General features: G+C 62.9%; 18 protein-coding genes. 5 read left to right on the plus strand and 13 right to left on the minus strand.

The window, feature by feature from the left end; all coding sequences use genetic code 11:
* The first annotated feature begins 5 nt into the window (after positions 1-5).
* Entirely contained in the window at positions 6-3050 is a 3045-nt protein-coding gene (locus tag ACLEJW_RS15790) for a multidrug efflux RND transporter permease subunit (protein WP_440777875.1), read from the plus strand.
* A gap of 69 nt (positions 3051-3119) precedes the next feature.
* Here ACLEJW_RS15790 and ACLEJW_RS15795 read toward each other — a convergent pair whose 3' ends face one another.
* The 5 genes from ACLEJW_RS15795 to colR form a co-directional block, all read right to left on the minus strand.
* Positions 3120-3341 (minus strand): hypothetical protein, encoded by a 222-nt coding sequence (locus tag ACLEJW_RS15795; protein ID WP_313295030.1) that lies wholly within the window; start codon positions 3339-3341, stop codon positions 3120-3122.
* The gene (locus ACLEJW_RS15800) at positions 3338-4039 is read right to left on the minus strand and encodes a lipopolysaccharide kinase InaA family protein (protein WP_313295031.1); all 702 of its coding nucleotides are present in this window, start codon (positions 4037-4039) and stop codon (positions 3338-3340) included. The genes ACLEJW_RS15795 and ACLEJW_RS15800 overlap by 4 nt, the downstream gene beginning before the upstream one ends.
* Positions 4040-4045: 6 nt before the next feature.
* Complete coding sequence (locus ACLEJW_RS15805) at positions 4046-4726, minus strand: class I SAM-dependent methyltransferase (protein ID WP_145188232.1); 681 nt, start codon at positions 4724-4726, stop codon at positions 4046-4048.
* Positions 4727-4833: 107 nt separating this feature from the next.
* The gene (locus ACLEJW_RS15810) at positions 4834-6135 is read right to left on the minus strand and encodes a sensor histidine kinase (RefSeq protein ID WP_145188235.1); all 1302 of its coding nucleotides are present in this window, start codon (positions 6133-6135) and stop codon (positions 4834-4836) included.
* Positions 6125-6808, minus strand: coding sequence for a two-component system response regulator ColR (gene colR, locus ACLEJW_RS15815; RefSeq protein WP_063913285.1), 684 nt, complete (start codon positions 6806-6808; stop codon positions 6125-6127). Before colR ends, ACLEJW_RS15810 begins: the two co-directional genes overlap by 11 nt.
* Positions 6809-6987: 179 nt before the next feature.
* Here colR and ACLEJW_RS15820 point away from each other — a divergent pair, with 179 nt between their 5' ends.
* Positions 6988-7704, plus strand: a complete 717-nt coding sequence (locus ACLEJW_RS15820; RefSeq protein ID WP_440777876.1) for a phosphatase PAP2 family protein — start codon at positions 6988-6990, stop codon at positions 7702-7704.
* Positions 7705-7845: 141 nt separating this feature from the next.
* Here ACLEJW_RS15820 and groL read toward each other — a convergent pair whose 3' ends face one another.
* The 5 genes from groL to ACLEJW_RS15845 all read right to left on the minus strand — a co-directional run bounded on the left by groL (position 7846) and on the right by ACLEJW_RS15845 (position 12485).
* On the minus strand, positions 7846-9489 hold the full coding sequence (groL, locus tag ACLEJW_RS15825; RefSeq protein WP_145188241.1) for a chaperonin GroEL: 1644 nt from the start codon (positions 9487-9489) through the stop codon (positions 7846-7848).
* A gap of 49 nt (positions 9490-9538) precedes the next feature.
* Positions 9539-9832 (minus strand): co-chaperone GroES, encoded by a 294-nt coding sequence (locus tag ACLEJW_RS15830; protein ID WP_029614823.1) that lies wholly within the window; start codon positions 9830-9832, stop codon positions 9539-9541.
* 254 nt (positions 9833-10086) lie between these two features.
* Entirely contained in the window at positions 10087-10548 is a 462-nt protein-coding gene (locus ACLEJW_RS15835; protein ID WP_145188244.1) for an FxsA family protein, read from the minus strand.
* A 66-nt stretch (positions 10549-10614) separates the two neighbouring features.
* Entirely contained in the window at positions 10615-11346 is a 732-nt protein-coding gene (locus ACLEJW_RS15840) for a HugZ family pyridoxamine 5'-phosphate oxidase (RefSeq protein WP_145188247.1), read from the minus strand.
* Positions 11347-11474: 128 nt separating this feature from the next.
* On the minus strand, positions 11475-12485 hold the full coding sequence (locus ACLEJW_RS15845; RefSeq protein WP_145188250.1) for a DUF481 domain-containing protein: 1011 nt from the start codon (positions 12483-12485) through the stop codon (positions 11475-11477).
* 149 nt (positions 12486-12634) lie between these two features.
* Between ACLEJW_RS15845 and ACLEJW_RS15850 the strand changes: the two genes are divergently transcribed.
* Together ACLEJW_RS15850 and ACLEJW_RS15855 are read left to right on the plus strand one after the other, a co-directional pair.
* Entirely contained in the window at positions 12635-12988 is a 354-nt protein-coding gene (locus ACLEJW_RS15850) for an MGMT family protein (protein ID WP_313645653.1), read from the plus strand.
* 43 nt (positions 12989-13031) lie between these two features.
* On the plus strand, positions 13032-14579 hold the full coding sequence (locus ACLEJW_RS15855; RefSeq protein WP_313295036.1) for an AmpG family muropeptide MFS transporter: 1548 nt from the start codon (positions 13032-13034) through the stop codon (positions 14577-14579).
* 39 nt (positions 14580-14618) lie between these two features.
* Here the strand turns inward: ACLEJW_RS15855 and ACLEJW_RS15860 are convergent, their stop codons facing one another.
* From ACLEJW_RS15860 to ACLEJW_RS15870, 3 genes are all read right to left on the minus strand, one after another.
* A complete protein-coding gene (locus tag ACLEJW_RS15860; protein WP_145188259.1) occupies positions 14619-15863 on the minus strand; it encodes an MFS transporter in 1245 nt (414 codons plus the stop codon).
* 130 nt (positions 15864-15993) lie between these two features.
* The gene (locus ACLEJW_RS15865; protein WP_145188261.1) at positions 15994-16833 is read right to left on the minus strand and encodes a mechanosensitive ion channel family protein; all 840 of its coding nucleotides are present in this window, start codon (positions 16831-16833) and stop codon (positions 15994-15996) included.
* A 114-nt stretch (positions 16834-16947) separates the two neighbouring features.
* On the minus strand, positions 16948-17433 hold the full coding sequence (locus ACLEJW_RS15870) for a YajQ family cyclic di-GMP-binding protein (protein ID WP_145188264.1): 486 nt from the start codon (positions 17431-17433) through the stop codon (positions 16948-16950).
* 102 nt (positions 17434-17535) lie between these two features.
* Here ACLEJW_RS15870 and ACLEJW_RS15875 point away from each other — a divergent pair, with 102 nt between their 5' ends.
* Positions 17536-18453 (plus strand): putative 2-dehydropantoate 2-reductase, encoded by a 918-nt coding sequence (locus ACLEJW_RS15875; protein ID WP_440777877.1) that lies wholly within the window; start codon positions 17536-17538, stop codon positions 18451-18453.
* Positions 18454-18469: the final 16 nt, after the last annotated feature.

An 18469-nucleotide genomic window follows, 5' to 3' on the forward strand; every position in this document is an offset into this window, starting at 1 on the left:
TTGGCATGGCATTTACCGACCCGTTCATCCGCCGACCTGTGCTGGCCTGTGTGGTCAGCCTGCTGATCCTGCTGCTCGGGGTACAGGCCTGGAGCACGTTGCCGATTCGCCAATACCCGAAGATGGAAAACGCCCTGATCACGGTGACCACCGCCTACCCCGGGGCGAACGCCGAGACCATCCAGGGCTACATCACCCAGCCTTTGCAGCAGAGCCTGGCCAGCGCCGAAGGCATCGACTACATGACCTCGGTCAGTCGGCAGAATTTCTCGGTGATTTCCATTTATGCGCGCATCGGTGCCGACAGCGACCGCCTGTTCACCGAGTTGCTGGCCAAGGCCAACGAGGTCCGCAATCAGCTGCCGCAAGCTGCCGAAGACCCGGTATTGAGCAAAGAAGCGGCCGACGCCTCGGTGCTGATGTACGTGAGTTTTGCCAGTCAGCAGATGAGCAACCCGCAGATCACCGATTACCTGTCGCGGGTCATCCAGCCCAAGCTCGCCACGCTGCCCGGCATGGCCGAGGCGCAAATCCTCGGCAACCAGGTGTTCGCCATGCGCCTCTGGATCGACCCGATCAAGCTGGCAGGCTTCGGCCTGGCCGCCAGCGACGTGACCGATGCGGTACGCCGCTACAACTTCCTGGCGGCGGCGGGCGAGGTCAAAGGCGAGTACGTGGTCAGCAGTATCAACGCCAGCACCGAACTGAAATCGGCCGAAGCGTTCGCCGCCCTGCCGGTCAAGGTCGAGGGCGACAGCCGGGTACTGCTGGGCGATGTGGCCAGGGTCGAAATGGGCGCGGAAAACTACGACACGGTCAGCTCGTTCGACGGCACGCCGTCGGTCTACATCGGCATCAAGGCGACCCCGGCCGCCAACCCGCTGGAGGTGATCAAGCAGGTACGCCAGGTGATGCCCGAGCTCGAACGGCAGCTGCCCTCGGCGCTCCAGGCATCGATCGCCTACGATGCGACGCTGTTCATCCAGGCGTCGATCGACGAGGTGATCAAGACCCTGGGCGAGGCGGTGCTGATCGTCATCGTCGTGGTGTTCCTGTTCCTCGGCGCCCTGCGTTCGGTGCTGATTCCAGTGGTGACCATCCCCCTGTCGATGATCGGCGTGCTGTTTTTCATGCAGCTGATGGGTTACTCACTCAACCTGCTGACCTTGCTGGCGATGGTCCTGGCCATCGGCCTGGTGGTGGACGATGCCATCGTCGTGGTGGAGAACATCCACCGGCACATGGAGCAGGGCCAGCCTCCCCCTGTGGCGGCGCTGGAAGGGGCGCGGGAAATCGCCCTGCCCGTGGTGTCGATGACCATCACCTTGGCGGCGGTGTATGCGCCCATCGGCTTTCTCACCGGCCTGACCGGGGCATTGTTCAAGGAGTTTGCCCTCACCCTGGCCGGGGCGGTGGTGATTTCCGGCATCGTCGCGCTCACCCTGTCGCCGATGATGTGCGCCATGCTGTTGCGCCCTGGACACAATGCCAGCGGCCTGGCCCATCGGCTCGACACGCTGTTCGAGGCGCTCAAGGTACGCTACCGGCGCCTGCTGCATGCGACCCTGGACAGCCGCCCAGTGGTGCTGGTGTTCGCCGCCATCGTCCTGTGCCTGATTCCGCTGCTGGTGATGTTCAGCCAGAGCGAGTTGGCGCCCAACGAGGACCAGGGCGTCATCTTCATGATCAGCAGCTCGCCGCAGCCGACCAACCTTGATTACCTCAATGCCTACACCGATCAGTTCATGCCGGTGTTCCGCTCGTTTCCAGAGTACTACTCCTCGTTCCAGATCAACGGGTTCAACGGGGTACAGAGCGGCATCGGCGGCTTTCTGCTCAAACCCTGGAACGAGCGCGAGCGCACGCAGATGGAGCTGCTGCCACTGGTACAGGCCAAGCTCGAAGAAATCAGTGGGCTGCAGATCTTCGGCTTCAACCTGCCGTCGCTGCCCGGCACCGGCGAGGGCTTGCCGTTCCAGTTCGTGATCAATACCGCTGGCGACTACCCTGCCCTGCTCGAGGTCACCCAGCGGATCAAACAGCGTGCCCAGGACTCTGGCAAGTTCGCCTTCCTGGATATCGACCTGGCGTTCGACAAGCCCGAGGTGGTGGTCGACATCGACCGCGCCAAGGCCGCGCAGATGGGCGTCTCCATGGACGCCTTGGGCGGCACCCTGGCGACCCTTCTGGGCGAGGGCGAGATCAACCGCTTCACCCTCGACGGCCGCAGCTACAAGGTCATCGCCCAAGTCGAGCGGCCCTACCGCGACAACCCTGGCTGGCTGAACAACTACTACGTGAAGAATCGACAGGGCCAGCTCTTGCCCTTGTCGACGCTAATCACCCTGAGCGACCGTGCCCGACCGCGCCAGCTCAATCAGTTTCAGCAGTTGAACGCTGCAATCATCCAGGGCGTGCCGATCGTCAGCATCGGCGAGGCCCTGCAAACGGTGCAGGAGATCGCCCGGGAAGAGGAGCTGGAGGGCTTTTCCTTCGACTATGCCGGCACCGCGCGGCAATACGTGCAGGAAGGCAGCGCCTTGTGGGTGACCTTCAGCCTGGCGCTGGCGATCATCTTTCTGGTGCTGGCCGCGCAATTCGAAAGCTTCCGCGATCCCCTGGTGATTCTGGTGACCGTACCGCTGTCGATCTGTGGCGCCTTGCTGCCGCTGTTCCTTGGCCTGTCGAGCATGAACATCTATACCCAGGTCGGGCTGGTGACACTGATCGGCTTGATCAGCAAGCATGGCATCCTGATCGTCGAATTCGCCAACCAACTGCGCGCGGAGCAACGCCTGAGTGTGCGCGAAGCCATTGAACAAGCGGCTGCCATCCGCCTGCGCCCGGTATTGATGACCACGGCAGCGATGGTATTCGGCATGGTGCCGTTGATTTTGGCAAGCGGCGCAGGGGCGGTGAGCCGCTTCGATATCGGCATCGTGATCGCCACGGGCATGTCGATCGGGACCTTGTTCACCCTGTTCGTCCTGCCATGCATCTACACCCTGCTGGCGCACCCCGCTGCGCCGATGCGCCCCGGCGCTGGATGAGCCGCCATGGGTGCCCGCGAAAAAACAAAAGCCTCGCGACTGCGAGGCTTTTGCTGTGCTCGAACGATTTCAGCCAAATGGGCGTAGCCCCTGGCGCATGCCGAACAGGAACAGCAGCAGATCGTGGTCAGGCTGGGCCTGAGCCTCGGGTGCCTTGGCTATGCGCGGGATCGCGCATTGGCCAGCCTTGCTGATGACGCCAGGCTTGGGCTCTTCCCAGGCGGCGAATGCCGCTGTGGTCACAGCCAAGCCAGCCACCAGGAACAAAGCTCGAGCGATTTCTAGTTTCATTGCCCTAACCCTTTGACAGCGCTGCCAAACGCCATCTGGTAAAAGTAGAGCAGCGTTTGCCATTCCGTGTCATTTAGCGACGAGTGGCGACGCAGCTGGCGCAGGTCATTACCTGCCGCGCGCTGACAGCTGAGGCGGCGTCGGCACTTTTCCAGGTCCAGGAGTGCGACTTCGACGCGGGCCTGCTCACCCTCGCCGATGACCTTGATGAAGACGTGCTTGCCGTACAGGCAGCCGTGCTGCCAGTGGCCCAGGTGCATGCGCGCGAGGTTGTCGGCCAGCTCCTTGAGCATGCGCTCGTGCACCACCTGGGGATAGCGCTCGCGCGCGCCCTCGGCATGCCAGGTGTCGAGCTCGACGAAGCCGTCGAGGGCCTCGCTGACCAGCAACGCCCGCCATTGCCGATCGGCGTCGCGCTCGGCCCCGCAGAACACGATGCGCGGCACGCGGACCCCAAGCTGTTCGAAACTGTTGAGCGCGTCGAGCTCTCGCAGCACCGTCGGCCTGCCGAATGGGTGCAACAGGCTGCGATAGATGTGGCCAACCTGGCGCTTGGCATACAGCACCTTGCCGTTACCGTCGCTCAGCCGTTGTACGCCGCTTTCGCCGCCGCGCCGCTGATTGGGCTCCTCGACCCACTCGCCTTGCTGGCGCCAGTAATAGTCGAACCGTGATTCCCCATGTTGGGCTACCGCCATCAAACACTACCCCTTACGCAATACATAAACCCGCCACATGGCATAGAACGGCAGGAAGTCGAGGTGCTCCTGGATTCTGAAGCCGGCGGCCTTGAATTCGGCCTCTACCGTTTCTGCCGGTAACACGAACCGGTTCTGGTAGCTGTCCTGCTGCGCCCTGGCGCTGCGCTTGTCTTCGAGCTTGCGGCGGCGCCAGGCCTTGAAATTGCCGTCTACCCACAGCGACAGGATAACGCTGTCACGGCTAACCCGCTGAAACTCGTCAAGAATGGTCTTGCGGTGCGCCGGGTCACCGATGTGATGGAACAGGCGCATGCAAAATATGCTGTCGACCGCGTTGTCCGGCAGGTCGATGGCGAACGCAGATGTCTGCAAAGGCCGTACCCGGGCTACCACCTCTGGCGGTTGCGCGGCACACGCGGTCTGGATCATCGCCTCGGAATTGTCGGCACCGATGATCACCCGATTCGGTTTTTCCGCCAGCAGCGGCCAGAAGCGCCCAGCACCGCAGGGTAAGTCGAGCACCAGGCCCGGTTCCCCAGCCAGCGCCAGGGCGCGACGGGCCATCTGCTCATCGCGGGCATGGGACAGGCGTCGAGCCAGCCCGTCCTGGTGCTTGCGAAAGTAAGCCTGGGCATGTTGCTGGTCATACTTTTCGGAAAATTCGAGTTTGATCGGGCTGCGCATTGGGCGTCTCCAGGTTCCAGTGCGCACACCTTAGGTAACGAGTCGTAACGGCCAGGTTATCCTGATGTGAAAAAAATGTAAGCACTCGTCATGAATGTTTCATGCCATTACTGAAAGGGATCAGTCGTTTCCGCGCTCTGGCTGAGGTCGACCTGGAAGCGACAACCGTGGGGCGAGGTCGAGGTCAGCGTCACCCGCCAGCCTTGGTCATCGCAGATCCGCTGCACCAGCGAAAGCCCCAGGCCCAGCCCCTCGCCACGGCGCTCATCGCCGCGCACGAAGGGCTTGAACATCGCTTCGCGTTGTTCCTCGGGAATGCCGACGCCGCTGTCCTCGACGCTGAAACCGGTGGCTTCCAGGCTCAAGCGGATGTATCCGCTGTCGGTGTAGTGCGCGGCATTGCGCAACAAATTGCCCATCACCGATTGCAGGAAGGTGGCGTTGTACAGCAGCGGACCCGCGCTGACCTGGCCATCGAAGTACAGCGTCAGACCTTTTTGCTCGATGGTGTCGCGCCACACGCCGATCAGGTCTTCGGCAACTTCGCGCAGGGTGGCCCGGGACGCCACCGCGCCCTGATCACGCTGGGCACGCGCAAGCATCAGGAAGGTCTTGACCAGCTCGCGCATCTCCTCGGTGGCGCGGGCGATGCGCTCCACCTGGCTGCGGGAGCGCGTGTCGAGGTTGGGGTTTTCCATGAGCAGTTCGCAGGAGGTCGCCAGCACCATCAACGGTGTGCGCAGCTCATGACTGACATCGCTGGTGAACAGCCGCTCACGGGTCAGCGCGTCGCGCAGCCGGCCGAGGGTGTCGTCGAAGGCGACGGCCAGCTGCCCGACCTCATCGGCCGCGTAATCAGGCGCCAGCGGCGGCGCCAGCCCCAGCAGTTGGTCACGATGGCGCACCTGGCGGGCCAGGCGAATCACCGGCGCCATCACCCGCCGCGCCAACAGCCAGCCGAGCACCACGGCCAGGACCAGGCTGAGCACGAAGCCGACCACCACCACCGCAAACAACAGACGCTCGCGCTCCTCGAAATCGCTCTGGTCCTGCAGCAGCACGTAGCGCCGGCCATCGACGATCTCGACCATGGCATGATAGGAAAGCTGGTCGCGGAACACCTCATGAAAGCCCACATCCAGGTGGCGCAGATCCTTGGGCAGCTCGAAGTCATCGCGCCCGCCACTGAAGTAGAACAGCTGGTCGGGCCGCGGTCGGTGGCTCCAGTCGCTGACGCTGTCCATGCGCAGCAGGCGCTGCAAGTCGCCGCCGAGCACCGAGGAAATCAGCCGCTCTTCGACCAGGTGCACGGTGGCCACGATGCCAAAGGCAAAGGCGCCTGCCACCAGCGCGCTCATCAAGGCGAAGGCGATGATGATGCGCTGGGCGAGGCTCTGTTTAAACTCCATCACGGCCCTCGGCGAGGCGATAGCCGACGCCATGGACGGTATGCAGCAAGGGTTTCTCGAACGGCTTGTCGATCACCTGGCGCAACTGATGGACATGGCTGCGCAGGCTGTCGCTGTCCGGGCAGTCGTCACCCCACAGGGCTTCTTCGAGCACCTCGCGGCGCAGCACGTGGGGGCTCTTCTGCATCAGTACCGCCAGCAGCTTGAGACCAACCGGGTTGAGCTTGAGCAATCGGCCCTGGCGGGACACCTCGAGGGTGTCCAGGTCATAGCTGAGGTCGGCCACCTGCAGGGTACGCCGACCACCACCCTGGGCCCGGCGCAGCACCGCCTCGATGCGTGCGGCCAATTCCGACAACGCGAAAGGTTTGAGCAGGTAGTCATCGGCCCCTGAGCGAAAGCCCTGCAGGCGATCGTCGAGCTGGTCGCGGGCGGTCAGCATGATCACCGGGGTATCGCGGCGGGCGTCCTCGCGCAGGCGCTTGCACAGGGTGTAGCCGTCGATACCGGGCAGCATGATGTCGAGCACGATCAGGTCGTAGTGCTCGGTGGCGGCCAGGTGCAAGCCGGACAAACCATCCTGGGCGCAGTCCACGGTGTAGCCTTTCATGCCCAGGTAATCGGCCAGGTTGGCAAGGATATCGCGGTTGTCTTCAACCAAAAGAATACGCATCGGGGTCTCCTGTGCGGCGCTTCGCTTAGGTGCGCGGCAGGCGCAGCTTAAGGCCATCGCCGGTCGTGTACCAGCCCCGGGACGAATTCAGCGCACTTGACGGTTTTTTCACCGAACCTTCACGCACAGAGCATAGTGCCAGCACGACAATGCCGAACTTTTCGCATCCTGGAGTCGCCATGTCGCACACCCTTCACCCTCGCCCGCTCAACCTGTGGCTGTACCTGGGCACGCCGCTGGCCATTACGCTGGCCTTGCTGTTGCTGGAGTTGACCTCGCTGGACATGGACATCGCCACGTTGTTCTTCGACCCGGCCGCCGGTCAATTCATCGGCCGGCACAGCTACCTGCTGGAAACGGTGCTGCATGATCGGGTCAAGCAAGGGGTAATCGTGCTCGGTTTGCTCGCCCTCGCCGCCTTTGCCCTGAGCCTGGTCTGGCCCAGGCTGTTCGGTTGGCGTCGTGAGTTGGGATGCCTGGTCTTGGCGCTGGGGCTGTCGACGGCCTTCGTCACGCCACTGAAGAAGGTCACACAGGTGCAATGCCCGTGGAGCTTGACCCAGTTCGGCGGCAGCGAGACCTACAGCAAGTTGCTGGAACCGCGGCCGGCCACCGACAAACCCGGGCTGTGCTGGCCGGGCGGGCATGCAGCGACCGGCTTCTGCCTGTTCGGGCTGTTCTTCATGCTGCGCGATCGTAGGCCGCGCCTGGCACGGGCGGCGTTTGTCGTGGCGTTGGTGGCAGGTTCGGTGCTTGGTCTGGGGCGAATGATGCAGGGCGCGCATTTTCTGTCGCACAACGTGTGGACGGCGGTGTTCTGCTGGTTGATCGGCTTGGGATCGTACTACCTGATCCTCTATCGGCACCGCCCCAGTACCATCATTAACCCTAGATAGATCGTAGGAGCGAGCGCAACTCGCGATCCGCCGCACGACAGGCGCCCGATCGCACAGGCGCAAAACAATACCGTGGCGAACATAAAAAAGCCCCGGTTCTCACGAACCAGGGCTTCTGAGGGTGCAGCGGGTAAGGCTGGCTTACATCATGCCGCCCATGCCACCCATACCGCCCATGTCTGGCATACCGCCGCCAGCTGGAGCTTCGCTTGGTGCGTCAGCGATCATGGCTTCGGTGGTGATCATCAGACCGCCGATCGAAGCAGCCGCTTGCAGCGCCGAACGGGTGACCTTGGCAGGGTCGAGGATACCCATTTCGATCATGTCGCCGTACTCGCCGGTTGCAGCGTTGTAGCCGTAGTTGCCCGAACCTTGCTTGACCTTGTCAGCTACCACGCTTGGCTCGTCGCCGGCGTTGGCAGTGATCTGACGCAGCGGTGCTTCTACAGCGCGACGCAGCAGGGCGATACCGACGTTCTGGTCTTCGTTGTCGCCTTTGAGCTCGGTGATGGCCGACAGGGCACGCACCAGGGCAACACCACCGCCAGGCACCACGCCTTCTTCGACGGCTGCACGGGTAGCGTGCAGGGCGTCTTCGACGCGAGCTTTCTTCTCTTTCATTTCAACTTCGGTGCCTGCACCGACCTTGATCACGGCAACACCGCCAGCCAGTTTGGCCAGACGCTCTTGCAGCTTCTCACGGTCGTAGTCCGAAGAGGTTTCTTCGATCTGGGCACGGATCTGCTTGACGCGTGCTTCGATGTCGGCGTCGACGCCAGCACCATCGATGATGGTGGTGTTTTCTTTCGACAGGATCACGCGCTTGGCGTTGCCCAGGTGCTCCAGGGTAGTGGTTTCCAGGGTCAGGCCGATTTCTTCGGAGATGACCTGGCCGCCGGTCAGCACGGCGATGTCCTGCAGCATGGCCTTGCGGCGGTCGCCGAAGCCTGGAGCCTTGACCGCAGCAACCTTGACGATGCCGCGCATGTTGTTGACCACCAGGGTCGCCAGGGCTTCGCCTTCGACGTCTTCGGCAACGATCAGCAGCGGACGGCCGGCTTTGGCAACGGCTTCCAGAACCGGCAGCAGCTCGCGGATGTTGGAGATCTTCTTGTCGACCAACAGCAGCAGCGGGCTGTCCAGCTCGGCAACCATGGTGTCTGGCTTGTTGACGAAGTACGGCGACAGGTAGCCGCGGTCGAACTGCATGCCTTCTACGACGGACAGTTCGTTTTCCAGGCCCGAGCCTTCTTCGACGGTGATCACGCCTTCCTTGCCGACTTTTTCCATGGCTTCGGCGATGATTTCACCGATGGAGCTGTCGGAGTTGGCGGAGATGGTGCCTACCTGAGCGATGGCCTTGGAGTCGGCGCATGGCTTGGACAGGTTCTTCAGCTCGGCAACGACAGCAGCGGTGGCTTTGTCGATACCGCGCTTGAGGTCCATTGGGTTCATGCCAGCAGCAACGGCCTTGAGGCCTTCGTTGACGATGGCTTGAGCCAGGACGGTAGCGGTGGTGGTGCCGTCACCGGCAGCATCGTTGGCCTTGGAAGCGACTTCCTTGACCAGCTGGGCGCCCATGTTTTCGAAGGCGTCTTTGAGTTCGATCTCTTTGGCGACGGAAACGCCGTCCTTGGTGATGGTCGGAGCGCCGAAGCTCTTGGCCAGTACCACGTTACGGCCTTTCGGACCGAGGGTCGCTTTTACCGCGTCAGCCAGAACGTTGACACCAACGAGCATTTTCTTACGAGCGGAATCGCCGAATTTTACGTCTTTAGCAGCCATGATCGTTTAATCCTTGAAAAACTTTGGAGTAACGGGAAGTCGGGGGAAATCAGCCTTCGATGACGGCGAGGATTTCATTCTCGGCCATGACCAGCAGGTCTTCGCCATCGACTTTCACGGTGTTGCTGCCCGAGTAAGGGCCGAAAACCACTTTGTCACCGACTTTGACGGCCAGCGCACGTACTTCGCCGTTGTCCAGGACACGGCCGGTGCCAACGGCGACGACTTCGCCGCGGTTTGGTTTTTCAGCGGCCGAACCCGGCAGGACGATACCGCCAGCGGTTTTCGATTCTTCTTCGCTGCGACGGATGACTACGCGGTCATGCAGAGGACGAAGCTTCATTGTCGATCTCTCCCAATTTGTGGTTTTCATCGGCCGGTGTCGACACCGGCGGGTTGATGCGGTCCGGCGTTGCCGGGGGTAGCTCGCCGCAGGCAAGCCACCTGTGTAATGACTGGTGTTGCCACCAGAAACCTTGCGGTGACCACATACATGAGGCCGCTGTGGGCAATTACAAGGTTTGCCATGCAAAATTTTTCCGCAGGCCGAAAAACACAGGGGCCGCATCTGCGGCCCCCAAGGTTGGACGAATCGGTCTATTGGTCACGGCGTTCGTATTCGCCTTCGATCACATTCGGCCGATGGGCGCTGTCGCGCGGTTGCGGCTGCAGCGGGTCGTCCTGGAACGCGCGCTGGCGCATGGCCTGGGCCTCGGCGCGCTCACGCAGCTTGCGCACTGCCAGGCGACGGCTGAACGGCAACAGGCACAGCACGCCCAGCACGTCGCTGATGAAGCCGGGCAGCAGCAGCAGGCCGCCGCCGACGGCCAGCATCAGGCCCTGGAACATCTCCTCGGCCGGCAGCTCACCGCGCTGCAGGCTTTCCCGCGCGCGCAGCGCCGTCGCCAGGCCGGCCACGCGCATGACCAGCACGCCCAGGGCGGAACCGGCGATGATCAGCAGCAGCGCCGGAAAGAATCCGATGGCGGCGCTGACCTTGACGAAAACGAACAACTCCAGCACCGGAAACAGCAGTAACAGCAATAGAAAAGCACGCATCAAAGCATTCCTCGTCGGAAGAAACCTTCCAGTAAGACCATCAGATGGATGCATGCGCTCGGCTTTTCAAGCCTCGACGTCGATCGGATTCGGCCAATGAGCAGCGCGGGCCAGCAATACCAAGGCTTCGCGCACTTGTGTCGGCGTATTGCAAGTGCTCGGGAACGGCAACCAGTGAATGCCCTGGCCAATCCTCAGGTGCATGCCTTCGCTGTCGATGCCGGCCAGCTGTGCCGGCGCGCCGGTCGGCAGACCGCTCAGCGCGACATAGTGGGCAATGGCGCTGGCGTGGTCGGTGTTCATGTGTTCGACCATGCTGGCCTCCGCCTGGCCGGCGAAAGGGTTGGCCAAGGTCACCTGGTCGAGCCAGTGAATGGCGCCGAAGCCGCCGATGTAGCGGTGACGTACCGGCTGCAGCACCCAGAAATCGAAATCATGGGCTTTGTGGTAGTTGGCCGCATCGGGGAAATACCGGTAGTAACGCTCCGCTGCCGCCTCGATCGAGGCCTCTTCTACCAACGGGTGCGCTTCGGCCATCACGGTCAGGCGACCCACGGCCTGCACGTCTTCGGCCTCACGCTCGCCGACCAGCAACGAGCACTTGGGGTCTTTGAGCAGGTTGTGGGTGTGTTGGGCGATGCGGCTGATCAGCATCAGTGGGTTACCGGCAGCATCCAGGCAATACGGCACCACCGAACCGAAGGGAAACCCCGGCATGGACTTGGAATGGGTCGACAGCACGCCGCGGTATTCCTTGAGCAGCAATTGCCGCGCGGGTCGAATGGCCTGTTTGCTCATCACGTCTTCTCTACGTTGCACGCTATACGCTGCAAGCTACAAGAAAAAGCGCGCTCGCGGGCGGATGGGGGACTGCTTTTTTTTGCAGCTTGCAGCTTGAAGCAAGCCGCCGAAGCGGCTTGCGCGCCTTACCAGCTGACGCCGAAGCCTGCGGTGTAGCGGGTCTTGTCCAGATCGCTTTCGCGGGTGCCGGTGATGATGTCTTTTTCCGCCTTGAGGTTGAGCGAGGCCCAATCGGTGACCTTGTAGCGCAGACCGATCTCGGCATCCAGCGAATAGTCGGCGACGTTACCCAGCGGCTTGGCGAACTCACCGTTGGTGAACAGCTGAACCTTCTTGCCGATCAAGTAGCGGGTGTAGTCCCACTTCAGCGCGGCCGAATAGAAGTTGTCCTTGGCACCGTCCTGGTATTCGAAGTCGGTGCGGTTGAGCAGCGTACCGAGCGAGAATGCGCCCAACTCGTTATCCCAGAACTGATAGCCCGGGCCGGTACCCACCGTGCGCTGGCGCGCCAGGTCCTCGACGTGGTCGCGCTTGTACTCCAGGCGACCCTGCCAGAACCACTGCTCGGTCAGGAAGCGGTCAAGCGCGTACTCGGCGCTCCAGTTGTCGGTGGTGGTGACATCGTCCTTGGTTTCGCGGTTGTATTCGCCTTCGGCATTGTGCCGCCAGCGGCCATGACGCGCCGTGGTCTTGAACCCGACGTCATAGTCGTCGGTGTCGTTCTCGGCACGCTTGTAGTCCAGCGCCACATCGACATTGCCCTTCCATACCAGATCCTCGACCACAGGTTTGGGCTTCATGATCTGCTCGATGCTGGCCAGCTCGACAGTCTTGGGCGCATCGCCGTTGGCCAGAGTCACCTTGCCGGGCTCGGCAGCCTTGAGCGATTTGGCCTTCTCGCCGCTGTAGGCATCCTGCTTGACCAACAGCTGTTGGTCGCTTTCCAGGGTCTTGACCTGTTTCCAATCCAGCGACACCGAACCGCCATAAGGCGTTTCGAGCAGCAGCTTGCCGCCGTCGAACACGCGAATCTTGCCACTGAGGCGATCGCCGTTCTTCATCCACACGGTATCGGCGAACGCTGGGGCAGCGCACAGAGAAGCAGTCAACAGGCACAGCAAGGATCTAGAATGCATAAGCGCTAATGGATTCGAATTGACGAAAAAGCCGGCATTATCCGGCAACCCACGACATGAGCAAGCACAGACACAGGAGTCTGCAATGAGTTCCACTCGCATTTATTCGAACCATTGGTCCGCTTTCATCCAAGGCCAGGGCTGATCGGGTGCACGGGGAAGATGGGCTGTACCAGGACACGCCTGACGCCCGACGAACGGCGCTGTATTCGGTGCTCGGGCAGGTGCCGTCAGGCAAGGTGGTCAGCTACGGCCAATTGGCCGAACTGGCCGGCCTTGGTCGCGCGGCGCGCTGGGTGGGCCGTACCCTTGCGCAACTGCCAGATGGGAGTCGTCTGCCCTGGCATCGTGTGCTGGGCGCCAGTGGCCGCCTGAGCCTGGCAGCGGGTACGCCCAGTGGCGACGAACAGCGCGCCAGGCTGCGCGCGGAGGGCGTGCAAGTAACCCATAATCGTGTGGATATCACGCGTCATGGCTGGCGCCCAGTGGAGCACAGCGGTTAGAGTGCGCGCTTTGTTTTCGTAAATTTGAGGCAGATGTTGGCCCATGCCCCGTAAAACCTGGCGCGCTGCGCTCGCTGCCTATGCCAGCCCGTCAACCTTGGTGCTTCTGCTGTTGGGCTTTGCTGCCGGCCTGCCCTACATGCTGGTGTTTTCGACCTTGTCCGTGTGGCTGCGCGAAGCGGGCGTGGCGCGGGAAACCATTGGCTATGCCAGCCTGATCGGCCTGGCCTACGCCTTCAAGTGGGTCTGGTCGCCCCTGCTGGACCAGTGGCGCCTACCGCTGCTCGGTGGCATGGGGCGTCGTCGCTCGTGGCTGTTGCTGTCGCAAGCGCTGGTGGTGATCGGCCTGCTGGGCATGAGCCTGTGCGACCCGCAGCAGCATCTCTCCTGGCTGATCGCCCTGGCGGTGCTGGTGGCCTTCGCCTCGGCCACTCAGGATATCGCGGTCGACGCCTACCGTCTGGAGATTGCCGACGACCAGCGCCAGGCCGCCCTGGCCGCCAGCTACATGGCCGGCTACCGGGTCGCTGCGCTGCTCGCCACTGCCGGTGCGCTGTTCTTCGCCGAATGGTTCGGCTCCACCGGCTTCAGCTACCTGCATAAAGCGTGGGCCGGCACGTACGTGTTGTTCGGGGTGATGATGCTGCCGGCGCTGTTCACCACCCTGGTGATGCGCGAACCGCCGGTGCCACTGCGCACGCAGCTGTCGGCTGCGCGCTATGGCCTGATGCATCAGCTGGCGTCGGTATTCGTGCTGATCATCCTGCTGGTCTCGGTGCCGGCGAGCTTTACCCAGATGTTCAATACCGGCTGGTCGACGGTCATTTCCGGCGACGCCACGCCGCTCGACCTGTTGCTCGAAGATCGCGCCTTCCTGCGTTTGATCCTCTACGTACTGCTGACCTGGGCTTGCCTGTCCAGCCTGGGCCGGCGTGGCCTTGCGCCGGTGCTGGTGCCGGTCAACGACTTCATCGCCCGTTACCGCTGGCAAGCCTTGCTGCTGCTCGGGCTGATCGCCACCTACCGGATGTCCGACACCGTCATGGGTGTGATGGCCAATGTCTTCTACATCGACATGGGCTTCACCAAGGACCAGATCGCCAGCGTCAGCAAGATCTTCGGCCTGATCATGACCCTGGTCGGCGCCGGTGCCGGCGGCCTGCTGATCGTGCGCTTCGGCATCATGCCGATCCTGTTCGTCGGCGGCGCCGCCTCGGCCGCGACCAACATCCTGTTCCTGATGTTGGCCGACATGGGGCCTAACGTCGAAATGCTGGTGGTGACCATCTCGCTGGACAACTTCAGTTCGGGCCTGGCTACCTCGGCGTTCGTCGCCTACCTGTCGAGCCTGACCAACCTGAAGTTCTCGGCCACGCAGTACGCGCTGCTCAGCTCGATCATGCTGCTGCTGCCGCGGCTGATTGGCGGCTATTCGGGGGTGATGGTGGAGAAATACGGCTACCACGATTTCTTCCTGATCACCGCCCTGCTTGGCGTGCCGACGCTGATCCTGATCGCCCTGCAGTGGCGTCAGGAAGCCGGCCGCGGCAAGCCCGCCGCGACCGACTCGCCTGCCGCCGATCAGCCCTGAGCGATCATCGCTGCCTGCACAGGCCTGTGCAGGCAGCCATCAGCCTGCAACCGTCGCATCGGCATGACGCCCGCCGACCACGTACCACAACGGCCACAGTGCCAGCGCACCGGCAATGCTTGCCGCCCAGGCGAAGTGCAACAGGCTCGCGCCCGCCCCGATCATCGCCAGCAACGCGCCGCCCAGGCCGAGCAAGGCGATGGTGATCATGCCCAGCATGGCCGATACCAGGCCTTTGCTTTGCTCGCTGGCGAACAGGGTCATGCGGTAGAGCACCGCGTTGGCCACCCCTAGCCCCAGCGCATACAGCGACATGCCTGCGACGACGCTGGCCACGCTCGGCCACCACCAGGTCGCCAGCAGCATCAGGGCCAAGCCAGCCAGGTACGGCGCCAGGGCACCCCGCACCAAGGCCGGCAGCGGGTAGCGGTCGGCGATACGGTTGATGATCAGGTTGCCCAGGATCAGGCCACCGAATACCGGCAATTGCCAGAGCGCGTAATCCAGGGTGCTGAGCCCCTCGTCATGGATCAACAGCACCGGCGACAGGCCGATCCAGGCGATCAGCGGCAAGCCCACCAGGCCCAGGGCGGCACTTCCTGCGACGAACTTGCGGTTGCGCAGCAACTGGCCATAGCCGGCCAGCAACGGCAGCAGGTGGATGGGTGTGAACGCAAGCCGCGAGCCATCGCGGCGCTCGACCCCGAGGGTTTCCGGCATCAGGCGATACAGCAGCCCCCAGCACACCACCGCGCCCACGGCGAAGGCCACGAACAGCCAGCGCCAGTCCAGCCACTGCAGCATCAGCGTGCCCACCAGCGGCCCGAGCAGCGGCGAGAGCAGCGCGATATTGGCCAGCAACGCCATCATGCGCACGGCATCGGCTTCGCTGAACGACTCGTTCAACGCCGGATAGCTGACCGTCACCACGAAGCCCAGGCCGATGCCCTGCAGCAGGCGCAACAGGTTGAACACGCCGATGTCCTGCACCCAATAGGTCGCCAGGCAAGCGACGCCAAAGCAAGCGCAGCCAGCCAGCAGCAGCGGGCGCCGGCCATAGCGGTCGGCCAGCGGGCCGATCAGCCACTGCAACACGACACCGCCCAGCAGGTACAGGTTGAGCGCGTGGGGAATGAACTCGGGGCTTGCTTGCAGGTGCTCGACCACCACCGGCATGGCCGGCATCACGGCGTCGCTGGCCAGGTAGGTGAGCAGCTCGAACAGGGCCAGGGTCAAGCCGAACAGCAAGGCCCGCAGGGGAGTGATGTAGAGCAGTGGTTTCATGGTGGCGAATCGATGCAGACAAGAAGGGTCAGGCTATATGCCAGAAATGCAGCCGTTTTGCTGTGAACAAGTGTAAGGCCGAAAACGACCAGGGCCGCAGAAGCGGCCCTGGTTGCAACAGGGTAGATACTCAGGCGGTGGTTTCCTGCACCACGCGGATGACCCGCTGCGGGAACGGAATGTCGATACCTTCGGCTTTCAGGCGATCGCGGGCCTGCTCATTGAGCATGAAGATCACATCCCAGTAGTCGGAGGTCTTGGTCCACAGGCGCAGCGACACCGTGATCGAGCTGTCGCCAAGGGTCGACACCACCGCCTGCGGGGCAGGATCTGGCAACACCCGTGGATCCTGGGCCAGTTCCAGCAGCACATTGCGGGCTTTTTGCAGGTCGGCCTCGTAGTCCACACCCACATCGAACACCACCTTGCGCGTGGGCTGACGGTTGGTGTTGGTGATGATGCCGTTGGACAAGGTGCCGTTGGGCAGGATCACGGTCTTGTTGTCACCGGTACGCAGCACGGTGTGGAAGATCTGGATGCTGTCGACGGTGCCGCTGACGCCTTGGGCCTCGATCCAGTCGCCGATGCGAAACGGCCGGAACAACAAGATCAGCACACCACCGGCAAAGTTGGCCAGGCTGCCCTGCAGCGCCAGGCCGATCGCCAGTGTCGCACCACCGATCGCGGCGACGAATGAGGTGGTCTCGATGCCGATCATCGAAGCGACGCTGATCGCCAGCATGATCTTCAGGATGATGTTGGTCAGCGTGCGAATGAAGCCCTGCAGCGCCGGGTCGTGCACGCGCAGACCGACCACGCGGGCAAGACGATCGCTGACCAGGTTGGTGATCCACCAGCCAATGGCCAGGGTCAGCAGCGCCAGCAGCACACGGCTACCGTACTGCATGATCATGGGAATCCAGGTATGGGATTGGCGAACCAGCTGATCGACCTCAGCGCTAAAGTCCATGTTCTTCTCCTGATGCCGAGCGGCAAATCTGTGTAAAGCAGGCCGCCTAGGTTCGAGCGGCCCCGGAACCGATGGACCGCCCAGGCGGCCCTGCGGTTCCTGGAAAGGCGCGGATCAGTCGCGGAAGTTGTTGAACTGCAGCGGCATGTCGAATTCCTTGGTGCGCAGCAGGGCAATGGCTTCCTGCAGGTCGTCGCGCTTCTTGCCGGTGACGCGCACCTGCTCGCCCTGGATGGCGGCCTGGACCTTGAGCTTGCCGTCCTTGATGGTGGCGACGATCTTCTTGGCCAGGTCTTTATCGATGCCCTCGCGGAATTTCGCTTCCTGCTTCTTTTCCTTCCCGGAAGCATACGGGTCCTGGGTTTCCAGGCACTTGACGTCGATCTTGCGCTTGACCAGCGCCAGTCGCAGGATTTCCAGCATCGCCTCGAGCTGGAACTCTTCTTCGGCCGTGAGCACCACGGTCTGCTCTTTGTCCTTGAACTCGAAGCTACCTTTGCCTTTGAGGTCGTAGCGGCGGTCGAGGTCCTTGATGGCGTTGTCGACCGCGTTCTGCACTTCGTGCTTGTCCAGTTCCGATACCACGTCGAACGAAGGCATTGGCTATTCTCCATGAGAGTGAGCGCGCTCGAGCTGAACATGGAGCGCGTCGGTGTTGGCGGGTTAAAATGCGGGCTCATTATAACGGGTTGCGAAACGCAGATGAGCAGCACCTGGCATATTCTCGGCGCCGGTAGCCTCGGCAGCCTCTGGGCGTGCCGTCTGGCACGCGCCGGCAAAGCGGTTCGCCTGATCCTGCGCAACGACCAGCGCCTGCGGGCGTACCGGCACGCCGGTGGCCTGACCCTGATCGAGCAGGAGCAGGCCGCGTTGTTCGCCATTCCTGCCGACACCCCCGAATCCGCAGGTCCCGTGCATCGACTGCTGGTCGCCTGCAAGGCGTATGATGCCGCCCCCGCCATCACCCGTCTGCTGCCACGCCTGGCTGCGGATGCGCACATCATCCTGTTGCAGAATGGCCTGGGTAGCCAGGAGGAAGTGGCCGAACAGGCCCCCCACGCCCGCTGCATCGCCACCTCGAGCACCGAAGGCGCGTTTCGCGAGGCGGACTGGCGGGTGCGTTTCGCCGGCCACGGCTTCAACTGGCTGGGCGACCCGACCAACCCCGCGCTACCCGACTGGTTCGAGGACCTGGCCAATGCGGGCATCCCGGCCCAGTGGACGGTCGACATTCTCACCCGCCTGTGGCGCAAGCTGGCGATCAACTGTGCTATCAACCCGCTGACGGTGCTGCATGACTGCCACAACGGTGGTCTGCTGGGCCACCTCGACCAGGTCGAGGCGCTGTGCGTGGAGCTGACTCAGTTGCTGCAGCGTTGTGGCCAGCCAGCAGCGGCGAGCGAGCTGGGCGAAGATGTGCAGCGGGTGATCCTCGCCACCGCGGCCAACTACTCTTCCATGTACCAGGACGTACGCGCCGGCCGGCGCACCGAAGTGCACTACCTGCTCGGCCACGCCTGCCGCGCGGCCGAGCGCCATGGCCTGGTGCTGCCGGCGCTGGAACACCTGCACCGGCAACTGGTCGATAACCTGCGCGCGCGCGGTTTGCCCAGCGCCTGATCCGGCTTTTTCACAA

It is taken from the genome of Pseudomonas sp. SMSB3 (genome assembly GCF_052041965.1).
In the GTDB taxonomy this organism is placed as follows: domain Bacteria; phylum Pseudomonadota; class Gammaproteobacteria; order Pseudomonadales; family Pseudomonadaceae; genus Aquipseudomonas.